The following is a 16645-nucleotide window of genomic DNA, read 5'->3' on the forward strand; positions in this document are numbered from 1 at the left end:
ATGAAGTTTGTAGATGAAGCAGCGATCCTGGTCGTGGCAGGTGATGGCGGTAATGGTTGCGTAAGCTTCCGCCGCGAAAAATACATCCCGAACGGTGGGCCAGATGGCGGTGACGGCGGTGACGGCGGTGACGTTTACCTGGTGGCAGACGAAAACCTGAATACCCTGATCGATTACCGCTTTGAAAAATCTTTCCGGGCCGAACGTGGCCAGAATGGTCAGAGCCGTGACTGTACCGGTAAACGCGGTAAAGACGTTGAAATCAAGGTACCGGTCGGTACCCGTGTGCAGGATCAGGGCACCGGTGAGATCCTCGGTGATATGACCCGTCATCAGCAGCGTCTGATGGTGGCGAAGGGCGGCTGGCACGGCCTGGGCAACACCCGTTTCAAATCCTCGGTAAACCGTGCCCCGCGCCAAAAAACGCTGGGTACCAAAGGCGAGATGCGCGATATCCTGTTGGAGCTGCTGCTGCTGGCGGATGTGGGCATGTTGGGCCTGCCGAACGCCGGTAAGTCGACCTTCATTCGCGCGGTTTCTGCTGCCAAGCCAAAAGTGGCGGACTACCCGTTCACCACGCTGGTGCCGAGCCTGGGCGTGGTACGTATGGACCATGAACAAAGCTTCGTGGTGGCGGACATTCCTGGCCTGATCGAAGGCGCACATGAAGGTGCTGGCCTGGGGATCCGTTTCCTGAAACACCTGGAGCGTTGCCGCGTGTTGCTGCACCTGGTGGACATTGCGCCGATCGACGAGTCCGATCCGGTAGAGAATGCCAAGGTCATCATCAACGAGCTCAACCAGTACAGCGAGAATCTGTCGCACAAGCCACGCTGGCTGGTGTTCAACAAAGTTGACCTGCTGGACGAGGAAGAAGCCGCCGAGCGCGCCAAGGCGATCGTAGAAGGCATGGGTTGGGAAGGTAAGTACTACATGATCTCCGCTGCGAACCGCGAAGGCGTTAACGCGCTGTGCTGGGACGTGATGAACTTCATCAATACGCAACCTAAAGCCATGGCGATCGAAGAAAGCGCGCCAGAAAAAGTCGAGTTCATGTGGGATGATTACCACCGTGAGCAAATCGCTGAAGTGGAAGCTGAAGCGGATGACGATTGGGATGATGACTGGGATGAAGATGACGACGAAGGCGTCGAAATCGTCTACCAGAAGTAATTCTGCGTAATAAAGTAAGGGCTCGGTTCGATGAACCGGGCCCTTGTTGTTTGTTGCGGTTGCTGAAACCTCAATCGATGATGCGACGCTAGTGATTCAAAATATTATCGGGTAACCAGCACTGTGCATCCAGGCCGCTGGCTTCGGTACGGTTTTCCAGACGTAGACAGCCGCGGTGCAGTTGTACGATACGGATCACGATATTCAATCCTAGCCCGCTGCCGCCATAACGCTGATCCATCCGGCGGAAGGCCTGAGTCAACTCTCCCGCCATTTCTTGCTTGATACCCGGTCCCTCGTCGAGCACCTGTAAACGTTGCCCATTATTCTCGGGGGTGAGCTGAACACGAATGACACTCTTCTCGGGGCCATAGCGGTGCGCATTTTCAACCAGATTACGCAGCATCAGGCGTAGCAGCACCGGATCGCCATGGGTCGGGGCACTGGCTGGCAGTTGCCAGACAATCTTTTGCCCGCGTAGAGCGGCAAGCTCCTCCAGCTCACCCTGCAGCGGCTTGATAACGTTGGCCACCCAGTCAAACTGCTGGTAATGGCCGCTGGCGAAATCTTGCCCGGCGCGAGATAGCATCAGCAATTGCTCAACCACGTGCATCAGTTGGTCAATGCGGGCGATCAACTGTTTACTGCCCGCAACCCCCTGTTGCTCCATCAGTTCCAGATGCAGCCGGATCCCCGCCAGCGGCGTGCGTAATTCGTGGGCAGCATCGGCAGTGAACAGCCGCTCTTGCTGGATGGTATGATCAAGGCGCGAAAATAGCTGATTCAATGCCTTGGTGACCGCCACCATCTCCAGACTGTCGCTGGTTATCGGCAACGGCGTAAGATTATCTGCCGAACGTTTCTCCAGCTTTTCCTGCAGTTGATTCAGCGGCCGGATAATCCAGCTGATGGCCCAGAAGGAGGCCAGCAGGGTCACCACCATCATGATCAGCGATGGGGCTAGCAGGGAAGCGATCGCTTCGGCAATCTCGGTATCGACCCGTTCGTTGCGGACTTTGGCAGACAGGGTTTCATCCACCAGGAAACTGATTTGCTCCTGGCTTTCGTGCCATAACCAAAACGCGCTGATGAGCTGGGTGACCAGCAGGATCAGGGCCAACATCAGCAGCAAACGACGGCGCATGCTGATCAAGATGCTGGCTCCAGTCGGTAACCGATGCCACGAACGGTACGGATACGATCTTTGCCCAGTTTACGGCGCAAGTTGTGCATATGGACTTCGAGGGTATTCGAGCCCAGATCGTCGTTCCAGGTATAGAGATCCTGTTGCAACAGCTCACGGTTGACGGTTTGCCCGGCCCGCATCATCAGACGCGACAGAATGGCAAACTCTTTCGGCGTGACGTCTATCGCCTGCTGTTGCAGATACACCTGCTGGCTGGACAGGTTGAGTGTCAGATCGTCCTGTTGCAGCAGGTTATCGCTGTGGCCCTGATAGCGGCGGATCAACGCCCGGACCCGGGCTTGCAGCTCAATCAGCGCAAAGGGTTTGACCAGATAGTCATCGGCACCGGCGTCCAGGCCATCGACACGGTCTTGCAACGCGTCGCGTGCGGTGAGGATCAACACCGGGATGCTGATGTGCTGACGGCGCCACTGCCGCAGCAGGGTGGCACCGTCGATATCTGGCAGGCCGAGGTCGAGGATCACCATACTGTACTGGCTGGTGACGATCAGGCTATTGGCCTGCGCAGCACTGGCCGCACAATCGCAGGCGTAGCCTTCGTTGGACATTGCCAACGCCACGCCTTGCTGCAATAACTCATCATCCTCAACAATCAGTAGCTTCATGCCCTTGGGCCTCAATTGTTCTGATAGATATCCCGATACAGCCGGCTTTCGAACCGCACCAGCGGCGCTCGGCGCTGTTTCTGATCTTCTGGCGGCACTGCGTAACCTGATAGATATTGAACGAAGGCAAGGCGCTGACCGCTGGCCGTGGTGATAAAGCCTGCCAGGTTATAGACCCCTTGCAGCGCCCCGGTTTTGGCAGAAACCTTACCGTCGACCCCGGCTTCGTGCAGGCCACCGCGATAGCGCAGCGTGCCGTCATAACCGGACAGCGGCAACATCGAGATAAAGTTGAGCTCGCTGTCGTGCTGAGCAATATATTGTAACGCCTGCATCATGGTTGCGGGCGCCAGAAGGTTGTGGCGCGACAGGCCAGAGCCGTCCACCACGATGCTGTTACCCAGATCTACCCCTGCCTTCTGGCGCAGAACCTGGCGTACTGCATCTGCCCCCGCGCGCCAGGTGCCCGGTACGCCAAAGCGTTCATGGCCGATAGTGCGAAACACGGTATCGGCAATCATGTTGTCCGACTTCTTCAGCATGATTTTCAGCAGGTCATGCAATGGTGCAGACTGCGTCTGGGCGACCACAGTGCCCGTCATGCCTGGCTGGGTTTGGCGTTTCAAATGGCCGCGAATCTGGATCCCTGACTTGACCAGCTCATCTTTCAGGATGGCACCGGCATAGCTGGCTCCGTCTTGAATGGCGAATGCCAACGGCAGTGGTTCACTGCGCTGGGTCAGGCATCCGGTCAGTGTAAAGCGGTTCAATTCGCCCGGCACCACATCCAGTTCACAATATTGGGCATCCGGAGAGCCTTTCGCCAGCGTTCTTACCTGGCTGAACATATTGACCGGGTAGAATGAGGCTACGCGAATAAACGCCATCTCACCGGGGTTAGGGGCGCTATAAAGGGAAACCGAGAAACAGTTGCGATCGACAATCGCTGCCGCTGGCGGGGCGCTGAAACATTGGGTCATATCGTTCCAGGGCCAACCGGGCGCTTTGTCATGGCTGGCAAATACCGAGGTATCGACCAGCACATCGCCGCTGATTTCGCGCACTCCCTGTTTTTTCAGTTCCGCCACCATATTGCGCAGATTCTGCCGCTTGAAGGTGGGATCTCCGCTGAAACGGGCGATAAGGTTGCCACGCAACACGCCATCCGTGATGTTGCCCTGACTTTCCAGTGTCGTGGTGAAGCGATAGTCCGGCCCGAGCTGCAACAAAGCCGCCAGCGCGGTAAGCACCTTCTGGGTGCTGGCCGGGAGTGCCATTTGCTGTGAGTGATAGTCGATGGTTGGCGTGGTCGCGCCAATCTTCTGAACTATCAGGGCCAGGTTCGCCCCATCAGGCAAATATTGGGTGTAATCTTCAACCGGGGCCGCATGGGCATTAACAGCAAATGCGCAGGCCAATACACTGACAATTCGTGAAAAACGCATAATCTCGGGGTAACAGCTGGATAACGTGCTGTCATACTACGGTGCATCAAGGGATAAAGTAAACGATGACCCTTAAGGAACTCTAGGCTAAAATGCGTATCAAAATGCAAAATCGACGCTGACTTGGAGCAAACCTCCGAGCTCGGTTTCTTTTGTTTATCGCCTGGAGACGGAAGGCGCAACGTCTGCCGTAATTTCATACGAACACGTCAGGATGACGCTAATGCCCTGGGGATGTCGAGCTGCGGTTAGCTTGCAACACCACGGGTATATTTGAACAGGATAGATTTAGAGGTATTTAACGATGAAACAGATCCCGATGACCTTGTTTGGCGCAGAACAGCTGCGTGAAGAACTAGAATATTTGAAAGGTGTGCGTCGCCCGAAAATCATTGCCGACATCGCCACCGCACGCGAACACGGTGACCTGAAAGAAAACGCCGAGTACCATGCCGCTCGTGAACAGCAGGGTTTCTGTGAAGGGCGTATCCAGGAAATCGAGGCCAAACTGTCCAATGCGCAGGTGATCGACATCACCAAAATGCCTCAGACTGGCCGCGTGATTTTTGGCGCAACCGTCTCGGTGATGAACCTGGATACCGAAGATCAGGTGACTTACCGCATCGTGGGTGATGATGAAGCAGACTTTAAGAAAAATCTTATTTCTGTCAACTCACCGATGGCTCGTGGCCTGATTGGCAAAGAGCAGGATGATGTTGTTGTCATCAAAACCCCGGGTGGTGATGTAGAATACGAAATCCTGAAAGTAGAATATCTTTAATTTCGCCCGAGTTGGTTAAAAGTTCAGCAGGGTTTTGTAAAGAAAGGAAAAAGGCCGCAAGCGGCCTTTTATCTGAGCCCGGCGCATGGCACCGTCTCAGCAAACAGATTACGGATTAGCGCGGCAAAGTGATCTTGCGCTCTTTCGACGGGCGGTAAAGAATAAGCGTACTGCCGATCACTTGCACATTGCTGGCACCCGTTTCACGCACAATAGCGTCGGCGATCAGGGTTTTGGTTTCGCGATCTTCAGCTGCAATTTTTACTTTGATCAGCTCGTGATGCTCCAGAGCCAGCTCAATTTCAGCCAACACCCCTTCGGTGAGACCGTTATTACCCAGCATGACCACCGGTTTTAACGGATGTGCCAGGCCTTTCAGGTGTTGTTTTTGTTTATTATTCAGATTCATTGTCTTTTTTGCTTAAGTTGGGATTGAAAACGGTACATTCTACCGCCATCTCATGTGTATCACCAAATCGGTCTGCACCGAATTGAGTTTACGTGAGAAGCGAACCTGGCATGAGACTCTTTTTAGGATAGTTGGAATACTCGATGGCAAATAAAAAGCGTTCGGCCAGTTCCAGTCGCTGGCTCCAAGAACACTTTAGCGATAAATATGTACTGCAAGCGCAGAAAAAAGGGCTGCGCTCGCGCGCCTGGTTTAAACTTGATGAAATACAGCAAAGTGACAAACTGTTCAAACCGGGTATGACGGTCGTTGATTTGGGGGCTGCGCCGGGCGGTTGGTCACAATATGTGGTAACCCAGATTGGTGGTAACGGGCGTATCATTGCCTGTGATATTTTGCCAATGGATCCTATCGTTGGCGTCGATTTCCTTCAGGGCGATTTTCGTGATGAACTGGTCCTCAAGGCACTGTTGGAACGTGTAGGTGATAGTAAGGTTCAGGTAGTCATGTCTGACATGGCCCCGAATATGAGCGGCACCCCGGCGGTCGATATCCCAAAATCGATGTATCTGGTGGAATTAGCACTGGAAATGTGTCGTGATGTTCTCGCACCAGGCGGTAGTTTCCTGGTGAAGGTGTTCCAGGGAGATGGTTTTGACGAGTACCTACGGGAAATTCGCTCCCTGTTTACGAAGGTTAAGATTCGTAAGCCAGACGCTTCTCGCGCACGTTCGCGTGAAGTGTACATTGTAGCGACAGGGCGGAAACTGTAGTACCCTAACGCTGTTTGTTAACACAGTTGTAATATGAGGTTAATCCCTTGAGTGACATGGCGAAAAACCTAATTCTCTGGCTAGTCATCGCGGTCGTTTTGATGTCGGTATTCCAGAGCTTTGGGCCCAGCGAGTCTAATGGCCGAAGGGTAGATTACTCTACCTTCATGACCGAACTGACCCAAGATCAGATCCGTGAAGCGCGCATTAATGGGCGTGAAATCAACGTTGTCCGTAAAGACAGCAACAAATACACCACTTACATTCCGGTCAACGATCCGAAGCTACTGGATACGTTGTTAACCAAAAACGTGAAAGTTGTTGGTGAGCCACCGGAAGAGCCAAGTTTGCTGGCTTCCATCTTTATTTCCTGGTTCCCAATGCTGTTGTTGATTGGGGTTTGGATCTTCTTTATGCGGCAAATGCAGGGCGGCGGCGGCAAGGGCGCGATGTCCTTCGGCAAGAGCAAGGCCCGTATGCTGACGGAAGACCAGATTAAAACCACTTTTGCCGACGTTGCAGGCTGTGACGAAGCAAAAGAAGAAGTGAGTGAACTGGTAGACTACCTGCGCGAACCGAGCCGTTTCCAGAAGCTGGGTGGTAAGATCCCGAAAGGCGTGCTGATGGTTGGCCCTCCGGGTACCGGTAAAACCCTGCTGGCGAAAGCGATTGCCGGCGAGGCGAAAGTCCCGTTCTTCACCATTTCCGGTTCTGACTTCGTCGAAATGTTCGTCGGTGTGGGTGCATCCCGCGTTCGTGACATGTTCGAACAGGCCAAGAAAGCGGCACCTTGCATCATCTTTATCGATGAAATCGACGCCGTAGGTCGCCAACGTGGCGCAGGTCTGGGCGGTGGTCACGATGAACGTGAGCAAACGCTGAACCAGATGCTGGTTGAGATGGACGGCTTTGAAGGCAACGAAGGCATCATCGTCATCGCGGCCACCAACCGTCCTGACGTACTGGACCCTGCGTTACTGCGTCCAGGCCGTTTCGACCGCCAAGTGGTGGTTGGGCTGCCAGACGTGCGTGGCCGTGAGCAAATCCTGAAGGTGCACTCCCGTCGCGTGCCGTTGGCGCCAGATGTTGATGCTTCTGTGCTTGCACGTGGAACTCCGGGCTTCTCCGGTGCGGACTTGGCCAACCTGGTCAACGAAGCGGCCCTGTTCGCAGCACGTGGCAACAAGCGCGTGGTGTCGATGGTGGAGTTCGAAAAAGCCAAAGACAAGATCATGATGGGTGCGGAACGTCGCTCCATGGTGATGACGGAAGCACAGAAAGAATCGACCGCCTATCACGAAGCGGGCCACGCCATTATTGGCCGCCTGGTTCCTGAGCATGACCCGGTGCATAAAGTCACGATTATTCCTCGTGGCCGTGCGCTCGGCGTGACCTTCTTCCTGCCGGAAGGGGATGCGATCAGCGCCAGCCGTCAGAAGCTGGAAAGCCAAATCTCCACCCTGTACGGTGGCCGTCTGGCAGAAGAAATTATTTACGGGCCGGAAAAAGTCTCTACCGGTGCATCGAACGACATTAAAGTTGCTACCTCGATCGCCCGCAACATGGTGACCCAATGGGGCTTCTCTGAGAAGCTGGGGCCATTACTGTATGCGGAAGAAGAGGGCGAGGTGTTCCTGGGCCGTTCCGTGGCCAAGGCGAAACACATGTCGGACGAAACCGCGCGTATCATCGACCAGGAAGTCAAATCCCTGATTGAGCGCAACTACATTCGCGCTCGTTCGTTGCTGATGGAAAACATGGACATCCTGCATTCGATGAAAGATGCACTGATGAAATATGAAACCATCGATGCACCGCAGATCGACGACCTGATGAACCGTAAAGATGTGCGTCCGCCAGCCGGTTGGGACGACGTGGCGAAAAGCAACAACTCTGACAACGGTGGCAAACCACAAGCGCCAACGCCGGTAGATGAGCCGCGTACGCCAAACCCAGGCAACACCATGTCTGAACAGCTCGACAAGTAACATCGGCTGTAGCGTAAAATAAAACCCCGGCCAGCCGGGGTTTTTTATTGCTGGCTGAAAATTGCTGCCTCTCCTTGGATGAGAGGGGCGGGATCCACTCCAGGCAACACAGTTGTATTGACTCCAAGGTAGATTAATCATGCAGTTAACCGTGCGCGACCAAATCCTCGATCTCAACCATCCTCGGGTGATGGGGATCCTCAACGTTACCCCAGACTCCTTCTCTGACGGCGGGCGGCATAATTCGCTGAATGATGCCCTGCTGCATGCACATGCGCTGATTTCGGCGGGGGCAACGATGATCGACGTGGGGGGCGAGTCCACGCGCCCGGGTGCTGCCGAGGTCAGTGAAGAGGAAGAGATAGAGCGCGTTGTGCCGGTAGTGGAAGCCTTGGCGCAGCGGTTTGAGATTTTTATCTCGGTGGATACTTCAAAAGCCGGAGTGATCCGCGAATCCGCCAAAGCGGGCGCTCACCTGATCAACGACGTTCGCTCATTGCAGGAGTCTGGCGCGCTGCAGGCAGCCGCCGAAAGCGGTCTGCCAGTCTGCCTGATGCACATGCAAGGCGAGCCGCGTACCATGCAACAGGCACCGCATTACGATGACCTGATGGCGGACGTAAATGCGTTTTTCCAGCACCATATCGACCGCTGTATTGCTGGTGGCATAGCAAAACAGAAATTGTTGCTCGACCCAGGCTTCGGTTTTGGTAAGAATTTAGCGCATAATTATCAGCTTCTGGCCCGATTGGCGGAATTTCATCACTTTGGCTTGCCACTGTTGGTGGGGATGTCGCGTAAATCGATGATTGGGCAGCTATTGAATGTCCCACCCGAACAGCGGGTTATCGGCAGCGTGGCCTGTGCGGTGATTGCCGCGATGCAGGGGGCGCAGATAGTCAGAGTGCATGATGTCAAAGAAACCGTCGAGGCGATGCGTGTCGTCGAGGCAACACTTTCAGCTAAGGGATAGTAGAAACATGAGCGAACGCAAATACTTTGGTACCGACGGCATTCGTGGCAAGGTGGGTGACAGCCCGATAACCCCAGAGTTCGTCCTCAAGTTGGGCTGGGCGGCCGGTAAGGTATTGGCGCGCCATGGTTCCCGTAAAATAATCATCGGTAAAGATACCCGTATCTCAGGCTATATGCTGGAGTCAGCGCTGGAGGCCGGTTTAGCGGCGGCGGGGCTGTCTGCTTCGTTTACCGGCCCGATGCCAACCCCTGCGGTGGCTTATCTGACCAGAACGTTCCGTGCGGAAGCCGGGATCGTGATTTCTGCCTCACATAACCCGTTTTACGATAACGGCATCAAGTTCTTCTCCATCGACGGCGCCAAACTGCCAGACGATGTGGAAGAAGCGATTGAAGCGGAAATGGAAAAACCGCTGACCTGCGTTGAATCTGCCGAGTTGGGTAAAGCCAGCCGCATTGTCGATGCCGCAGGGCGCTATATCGAATTCTGTAAAGGTACCTTCCCGAGCGAACTGAGCCTGAACGGGCTGAAGATCGTGGTGGACTGCGCCAACGGCGCTACCTATCACATTGCCCCAAGCGTTTTGCGTGAGCTGGGCGCCACGGTGATCGCTATCGGCTGTGAGCCGGATGGCATGAACATCAACGAAGAGTGTGGCGCTACCGATGTACGTCAACTGCAGGCGCGCGTGCTGGAAGAACAGGCACACGTTGGCCTGGCCTTTGATGGCGATGGCGATCGCGTGATGATGGTGGATCACCTGGGTAACAAGGTCGACGGCGATCAGATCCTCTACATCATCGCTCGTGAAGGCCTGCGCCAAGGGCAGCTGCGCGGCGGTGCCGTGGGCACCCTGATGAGCAACATGGGCCTGGAGCTGGCACTGAAACAGCTCGGCATCCCGTTTGCCCGTGCCAAGGTGGGTGACCGCTACGTACTGGAAAAACTGCAAGAGCTGGGCTGGCGCATTGGGGCGGAAAACTCCGGCCACGTGATCCTGCTGGACAAAACCACCACCGGGGACGGTATCGTCGCAGGCCTGCAAGTGTTGACGGCGATCGTGCGTAATAACATGAGCCTGCACGACCTGTGCAGCGGCATGAAGTTACTGCCACAGATCCTGGTCAACGTGCGCTTTGTCGGTGAGCATAACCCGCTGGAGTCAGAGGCGGTGTTGAAGGTCGCTGAGCAGGTCGAAGCCGAGTTGGCCGGCCGTGGCCGCGTGCTGCTGCGTAAATCGGGCACTGAGCCACTGATCCGCGTGATGGTGGAAGGTGAAGATGAACAGCAGGTAATCGCGCTGGCGCACCGTATCGCCGATGCGGTCAAGCTGGCAGGTTGATAAGCTGATACCCCAGGAGAGGGGACCGATCGAGATGGCCTGAGAGTACTGCGATCCCTCATATGCATTAGTCGGCTCACCTTGGCTCAAGTGACACTCAAGCTTTGCTGAGATTATCTTCTTTCTCCCAACAGGGCAGGGACTTTCAGCTCCCTCTCCCTGTGGGAGAGGGTTGGGGTGAGGGGGCGATTAGCCCTGTTTTTGCTGTTTTTTTCCGCAAACGCATCGGCGGTTGCAAATTGCCCTTGCGCGCTTTGATGGCTTTGGTTAGTATTCACACCCGCTTCAGTGGGCTGTTTTAGTGACACGCCACGCCTTCTTTAGTTTAGAAGCATCTGGGGTGAGAAGCATTTGGCACGCGGTGAACCCGCAAGGATACAGGTACCACTATGTACGAAGCTCTTCTGGTAATTTTCTTGCTGATATCGATCGGGCTAGTCGCTCTGATCATGCTACAGCAAGGTAAAGGCGCTGATATGGGAGCCTCATTCGGAGCAGGTGCTTCTGGCACGTTCTTCGGATCGACCGGTTCAGGCAACTTTATGACCCGCATGACGGCTGTTCTGGCGACGCTGTTCTTCGTCATCAGTCTGATCCTGGGCAACCTGAGCACCAATCAGGGCAAGAAAGGCAGTGAGTGGGAAAACCTGGGTCAGCCAGCGCAAACTGAGCAGACCAGCACTCCGGCAGCACCCGCTAAACCGGTCAGTGATATCCCGCAATAAGCCGCTGAAAAGTTTTAAAACGGTTGTTTTCGACCTCAATAGAAACAGCCGTTAGCAGTAAAAATCAGTACCGAGGTGGTGGAATTGGTAGACACGCTACCTTGAGGTGGTAGTGCCCTAACGGGCTTGTGGGTTCGAGTCCCATCCTCGGTACCAAATCCCAGAGATAACTTGCGTTTTTGCAATTATCAGCGTAATATTTGCCACGTTTTCGGACGCGGGGTGGAGCAGCCTGGTAGCTCGTCGGGCTCATAACCCGAAGGTCGTCGGTTCAAATCCGGCCCCCGCAACCACTTTCCTTTAAGTGTCTATTTTCAAATACACTTTTCGATTGAATTCCGCTTTTCTCGATCAACATTTGAAAATGACACTTGCTAGAAAGTTGCACCGAAGTCGCTTTGCGGCAAACAGGGTCCAGTTGCATAAAGCCCCGAATTTTCGGGGTTTTTTGTTATTTGGCAACAGAATCACTGGGCTATTAGGCCCTTTTTTTATGTCTTGGGGGTGGGCTTGTCCACATTAGAGCAAAAATTAACAGAGATGCTTTCCGCACCGGTAGAGGCGTTGGGCTTTGAGCTCGTAGGCATCGAATTTATTCGGGCGCGCCAATCGACACTACGCATCTATATTGATAGTGACAACGGAATCAATGTTGATGATTGCGCTGATGTCAGCCACCAGGTCAGCGCTGTGCTGGACGTCGAAGATCCGATTACGGTCGCTTACAACCTGGAAGTTTCCTCTCCTGGCCTTGAGCGCCCTATGTTCACCGCGGAACACTATCAACGTTTTCTCGGTGAAGAAGTCAGCGTTGTTCTGCGTATGGCGATACAAAACCGCCGCAAATGGCAGGGCATCATCAAGTCTGTAGAAGGCGAGATGATCACGGTTACTGTGGATGGGAAAGATGAAGTGTTCGCGCTGAGCAATATTCAGAAAGCGAACCTGGTACCCCACTTTTAAAGTTTGGATGAGGCAACTAGGATGAACAAAGAGATTCTGGCTGTTGTTGAAGCAGTTTCCAATGAAAAATCCCTACCACGTGAGAAGATTTTCGAAGCCCTGGAAACCGCTTTAGCCACCGCCACCAAGAAAAAATATGAGCAGGAAATCGAGGTCCGTGTCAGCATTGACCGTAAGACTGGCGATTTCGATACCTTCCGCCGTTGGGTTGCCGTTGATGAAGTGACCCAGCCAACGCGTGAGATCACGCTGGAAGCTGCACAGTATGAAGATCCGTCCATAGAACTGGGCGGTTATATCGAAGATCAGATCGAATCTGTGACCTTCGACCGTATCACCACTCAGACCGCTAAGCAGGTTATCGTACAGAAAGTGCGTGAAGCCGAGCGTGCGATGGTGGTTGACGCCTTCCGCCAACACGAAGGTGAGATCGTCACCGGCGTGGTGAAAAAAGTTAACCGTGACAGCATTGCGCTGGATCTGGGTAGCAACGCCGAAGCGGTCATTGGCCGTGAAGACATGCTACCACGGGAAAACTTCCGCCCAGGTGACCGTATCCGCGGTGTACTGTACGCAGTACGTCCGGAAGCGCGCGGTGCGCAACTGTTCGTCAGCCGTTCCAGCCCGGATATGCTCAAAGAGCTGTTCCGCATCGAAGTGCCGGAAATTGGCGAAGAAGTGATTGAGATTAAAGCGGCAGCCCGCGATCCTGGCTCCCGTGCAAAAATTGCCGTGAAAACCAACGACAAGCGTATCGACCCGGTCGGTGCCTGTGTCGGTATGCGCGGTGCCCGCGTCCAGGCCGTTTCGAGCGAGCTTGGCGGGGAACGTATTGATATCATCCTGTGGGATGATAACCCTGCACAGTTCGTCATTAACGCCATGGCCCCGGCAGATGTTGCCTCGATCGTGGTGGATGAAGATCGGTGCACGATGGATATCGCCGTTGAAGCCAGCAACCTGGCACAGGCGATCGGCCGTAATGGCCAAAACGTGCGTTTAGCTTCCCAACTGTTGAAACAGCATCGTGATGATGATCGCTGGGAACTGAACGTGATGACGGCGGACGATCTGCAGGCCAAGCATCAGGCCGAGGCTCATGCCGCCATTGATACCTTCACCAAGTATCTTGATATCGACGAAGATTTCGCCACCGTTCTGGTCGAAGAAGGCTTCTCTACGCTGGAAGAACTGGCTTACGTGCCAATCAAAGAGCTGCTGGAAATCGACGGTCTGGATGAAGATATGGTTGAAGCGTTGCGCGATCGCGCCAAAGCTGCATTGACCACGCTGGCCCTGGCACAGGAAGAAAGCCTGGGCGACCAAAAACCTGCTGATGATTTGCTCAACCTTCCAGGTCTTGAGCGCAGCATGGCCTTTAAACTGGCCGCGCGTGGGGTTTGTACGCTGGAAGATCTTGCCGAGCAGGGTGTTGACGATCTGGCTGATATTGAAGGGCTTAGCGATGAGCAAGCCGGCGAGCTGATTATGGCCGCACGTAATATCTGTTGGTTTGGCGACAACGCGTAATAACTGTAGCAGGAAGGAACAGCATGACGACAGATGTAACCGTAAAATCGCTGGCAGCAGAGATACAGACACCGGTTGATCGCCTGGTACAGCAGTTTGCTGATGCAGGGATCAACAAGTCTGAGACCGACTCTGTGACACAGCACGAGAAAGAAACCTTATTGGCGCACCTGAACCGTGAACACGGTAGTGCGCCAAGCAAACTCACGTTGCAGCGCAAAACGCGCAGCACCTTGAATATTCCGAGCACCGGCGGTAAGAGTAAATCGGTGCAAATTGAGGTCCGCAAGAAACGCACTTATGTAAATCGCGATCCGCAGGAAGCCCAACAGGCTGAAGCGGCTGAGCAGGCACAGCGTGAAGCGGAAGAGCAGGCAAGGCGCGAAGCGGAAGAGCTAGCGAAACGCGAAGCAGAAGCTAAGCGCGCAGCCGAAGAGCAAGCCAAACGTGAGGCCGCGGAGATTGCTAAGCGTAATTCAGCGGAAAAAGAAAAAGTGACCAATCAACATACCGACGAAATGACCAAGCCAGCTCAGGCAGAAAAAGCACGCCGTGAAGCCGAAGCCGCCGAACTGAAACGTAAAGCGGAAGAAGAAGTACGCCGTAAGGTGGAAGAAGACGCCAAACGCGTAGCGGAAGAAGCGCGCCGTATGGCCGAAGAAAACGGTGAGAAGTGGGCCGAAGCCGAAGCAGCAAGTGCTGCGGTTGAAACAGCCGACTACCACGTAACCACCTCCGAGCACGCTCGTGCTGCCGAAGACGAAAACGACGCCAAAGTTGAAGGCGAGCGCCGTAGCCGTACTCGCGGTGGCAAAGCGACCAAACAGAAGAAAGGCAACAAGCTCTCCGAGTCTAAAGCAGACCGCGAAGAAGCTCGCACCATGACCCGTGGCGGTAAAGGCAAGCGTAAGCCAAGCACCCTGCAGCAGGGCTTTAACAAGCCAGCTCAGGTAGTGAACCGTGACGTGGTGATTGGCGAGACTATCACCGTTGCCGAACTGGCTAACAAGATGGCGGTAAAAGGGTCTCAGGTCATCAAAGCGATGATGAAGCTGGGCGCCATGGCCACCATCAACCAGGTCATCGACCAGGAAACCGCACAGCTGGTTGCCGAAGAGATGGGCCACAAAGTTATCCTGCGTCGTGAGAACGAGCTGGAAGAAGCGCTGATGAGCGACCGTGACACCGGCGCAGGTGCCGAGTCTCGTGCACCAGTCGTGACCATCATGGGCCACGTTGACCATGGTAAAACCTCTCTGCTCGACTACATCCGCTCCACCAAGGTGGCAGTTGGCGAAGCCGGTGGTATTACCCAGCACATCGGTGCTTACCACGTAGAAACCGAAAACGGCATGATCACCTTCCTGGATACCCCAGGTCACGCAGCGTTTACCTCAATGCGTGCTCGTGGTGCTCAGGCGACCGATATCGTGGTTCTGGTAGTAGCAGCAGACGACGGCGTGATGCCACAAACCATCGAAGCCATTCAGCATGCTCAGGCGGCTAAAGTGCCATTGGTGGTTGCGGTTAACAAAATTGACAAGCCAGAAGCCGATCCAGATCGCGTTAAGCAAGAGCTGTCTCAGTATGGCGTTATGCCAGAAGAGTGGGGCGGTGAAGCTCAGTTCGTCCACGTATCTGCGAAAGCCGGTACCGGTATCGACGAACTGTTGAACGCTATCCTGCTGCAGGCCGAAGTTCTCGAACTGAAAGCGGTTCGTAGCGGCATGGCGAGCGGTGTGGTAATCGAATCCTTCCTGGATAAAGGCCGTGGCCCAGTGGCTACCGTACTGGTACAGGAAGGGACGCTGAACAAGGGCGATATCGTCCTGTGTGGCTTCGAGTATGGCCGTGTTCGTGCGATGCGTGACGAATTGGGCCGTGAAGTGACCTCTGCGGGTCCTTCTATCCCAGTTGAGATCCTGGGCCTGTCCAGCGTTCCTGCTGCGGGTGACGAAGCAACCGTAGTGCGTGACGAGAAGAAAGCGCGTGAAGTTGCGCTGTACCGTCAAGGCAAGTTCCGCGAAGTCAAACTGGCTCGCCAGCAGAAATCTAAACTGGAGAACATGTTCGCGAACATGACCGAAGGTGAAGTTTCTGAACTGAACATCGTGCTGAAAACCGACGTACAGGGTACCTGTGAAGCGATTTCCGATTCACTGCAGAAACTCTCCACCGACGAAGTGAAGGTGAAGATTGTGGGTTCTGGCGTAGGTGGTATCACCGAAACCGACGCGACCCTGGCTGCGGCATCCAACGCCATCATCCTGGGCTTCAACGTGCGTGCGGATGCTTCTGCCCGCCGCGTGATTGAGTCAGAAAGCCTGGATCTGCGTTACTACTCCGTGATCTATAACCTGATCGACGAAGTGAAGCAGGCGATGAGCGGTATGTTGGCGCCTGAGTACAAACAGCAGATCATCGGTCTGGCTGAAGTACGTGATGTGTTCAAATCACCTAAGTTCGGCGCTGTTGCCGGCTGTATGGTGACCGAAGGCAACATCAAGCGTCACAACCCAATCCGCGTGCTGCGTGACAACGTGGTTATCTATGAAGGCGAGCTGGAATCCCTGCGCCGCTTCAAAGATGACGTTAACGAAGTCCGTAACGGTATGGAATGTGGTATCGGCGTTAAGAACTACAACGACGTGCGCGTTGGCGACATGATCGAAGTGTTCGAAATCATCGAGATCCAGCGTACTATCGCTTAAGCCTCGAAAAACGCTTA

14 protein-coding genes and 2 tRNA genes are annotated in these 16645 nt (G+C 54.5%); 12 read left to right on the top strand and 4 right to left on the bottom strand.

Annotated elements, in window-relative coordinates; all coding sequences use genetic code 11:
* Entirely contained in the window at positions 1 to 1173 is a 1173-nt protein-coding gene (cgtA, locus tag ACMV5H_RS14595; RefSeq protein WP_021179040.1) for an Obg family GTPase CgtA, read from the top strand.
* A gap of 88 nt (positions 1174 to 1261) precedes the next feature.
* Here the strand turns inward: cgtA and pmrB are convergent, their stop codons facing one another.
* From pmrB to dacB, 3 genes are read right to left on the bottom strand one after another with little or no spacing between them, the layout of a single operon-like run.
* On the bottom strand, positions 1262 to 2326 hold the full coding sequence (gene pmrB, locus ACMV5H_RS14600; RefSeq protein ID WP_414822026.1) for a two-component system sensor histidine kinase PmrB: 1065 nt from the start codon (positions 2324 to 2326) through the stop codon (positions 1262 to 1264).
* Positions 2323 to 2985: a two-component system response regulator PmrA gene (pmrA, locus tag ACMV5H_RS14605; RefSeq protein WP_021179042.1), complete on the bottom strand. Its 663-nt coding sequence runs from the start codon at positions 2983 to 2985 to the stop codon at positions 2323 to 2325. The genes pmrB and pmrA overlap by 4 nt, the downstream gene beginning before the upstream one ends.
* A gap of 11 nt (positions 2986 to 2996) precedes the next feature.
* On the bottom strand, positions 2997 to 4430 hold the full coding sequence (gene dacB, locus ACMV5H_RS14610) for a serine-type D-Ala-D-Ala carboxypeptidase (protein ID WP_414822027.1): 1434 nt from the start codon (positions 4428 to 4430) through the stop codon (positions 2997 to 2999).
* 304 nt (positions 4431 to 4734) lie between these two features.
* Here dacB and greA point away from each other — a divergent pair, with 304 nt between their 5' ends.
* Positions 4735 to 5211: a transcription elongation factor GreA gene (gene greA / locus ACMV5H_RS14615; protein ID WP_021807521.1), complete on the top strand. Its 477-nt coding sequence runs from the start codon at positions 4735 to 4737 to the stop codon at positions 5209 to 5211.
* Between the two features lie 115 nt (positions 5212 to 5326).
* Here the strand turns inward: greA and yhbY are convergent, their stop codons facing one another.
* Complete coding sequence (yhbY, locus tag ACMV5H_RS14620) at positions 5327 to 5620, bottom strand: ribosome assembly RNA-binding protein YhbY (protein WP_021179045.1); 294 nt, start codon at positions 5618 to 5620, stop codon at positions 5327 to 5329.
* Positions 5621 to 5763: 143 nt separating this feature from the next.
* On the opposite strand from yhbY, the gene rlmE reads away from it, so the two are divergent.
* From rlmE to infB, 10 genes are all read left to right on the top strand, one after another.
* Positions 5764 to 6393 (top strand): 23S rRNA (uridine(2552)-2'-O)-methyltransferase RlmE, encoded by a 630-nt coding sequence (gene rlmE, locus ACMV5H_RS14625; protein ID WP_021179046.1) that lies wholly within the window; start codon positions 5764 to 5766, stop codon positions 6391 to 6393.
* A gap of 56 nt (positions 6394 to 6449) precedes the next feature.
* Positions 6450 to 8381, top strand: coding sequence for an ATP-dependent zinc metalloprotease FtsH (gene ftsH, locus ACMV5H_RS14630; RefSeq protein ID WP_037376529.1), 1932 nt, complete (start codon positions 6450 to 6452; stop codon positions 8379 to 8381).
* A gap of 139 nt (positions 8382 to 8520) precedes the next feature.
* The gene (gene folP / locus ACMV5H_RS14635; protein ID WP_414822028.1) at positions 8521 to 9354 is read left to right on the top strand and encodes a dihydropteroate synthase; all 834 of its coding nucleotides are present in this window, start codon (positions 8521 to 8523) and stop codon (positions 9352 to 9354) included.
* Between the two features lie 7 nt (positions 9355 to 9361).
* Complete coding sequence (glmM, locus tag ACMV5H_RS14640; protein ID WP_024483368.1) at positions 9362 to 10699, top strand: phosphoglucosamine mutase; 1338 nt, start codon at positions 9362 to 9364, stop codon at positions 10697 to 10699.
* A 389-nt stretch (positions 10700 to 11088) separates the two neighbouring features.
* The gene (secG, locus tag ACMV5H_RS14645) at positions 11089 to 11424 is read left to right on the top strand and encodes a preprotein translocase subunit SecG (RefSeq protein WP_024483369.1); all 336 of its coding nucleotides are present in this window, start codon (positions 11089 to 11091) and stop codon (positions 11422 to 11424) included.
* A 69-nt stretch (positions 11425 to 11493) separates the two neighbouring features.
* Positions 11494 to 11580 (top strand) — tRNA-Leu (locus ACMV5H_RS14650).
* Positions 11581 to 11640: 60 nt separating this feature from the next.
* Positions 11641 to 11717 (top strand) — tRNA-Met (locus ACMV5H_RS14655).
* Between the two features lie 217 nt (positions 11718 to 11934).
* A complete protein-coding gene (rimP, locus tag ACMV5H_RS14660; protein ID WP_024529072.1) occupies positions 11935 to 12387 on the top strand; it encodes a ribosome maturation factor RimP in 453 nt (150 codons plus the stop codon).
* A gap of 21 nt (positions 12388 to 12408) precedes the next feature.
* The gene (gene nusA / locus ACMV5H_RS14665) at positions 12409 to 13917 is read left to right on the top strand and encodes a transcription termination factor NusA (protein WP_021179051.1); all 1509 of its coding nucleotides are present in this window, start codon (positions 12409 to 12411) and stop codon (positions 13915 to 13917) included.
* Between the two features lie 23 nt (positions 13918 to 13940).
* Positions 13941 to 16628, top strand: a complete 2688-nt coding sequence (infB, locus tag ACMV5H_RS14670) for a translation initiation factor IF-2 (protein WP_021807516.1) — start codon at positions 13941 to 13943, stop codon at positions 16626 to 16628.
* Positions 16629 to 16645: the final 17 nt, after the last annotated feature.

Origin of the sequence: Serratia sp. N21D137 (genome assembly GCF_047530005.1) — a bacterium.
Classification (GTDB): domain Bacteria; phylum Pseudomonadota; class Gammaproteobacteria; order Enterobacterales; family Enterobacteriaceae; genus Chania; species Chania fonticola_B.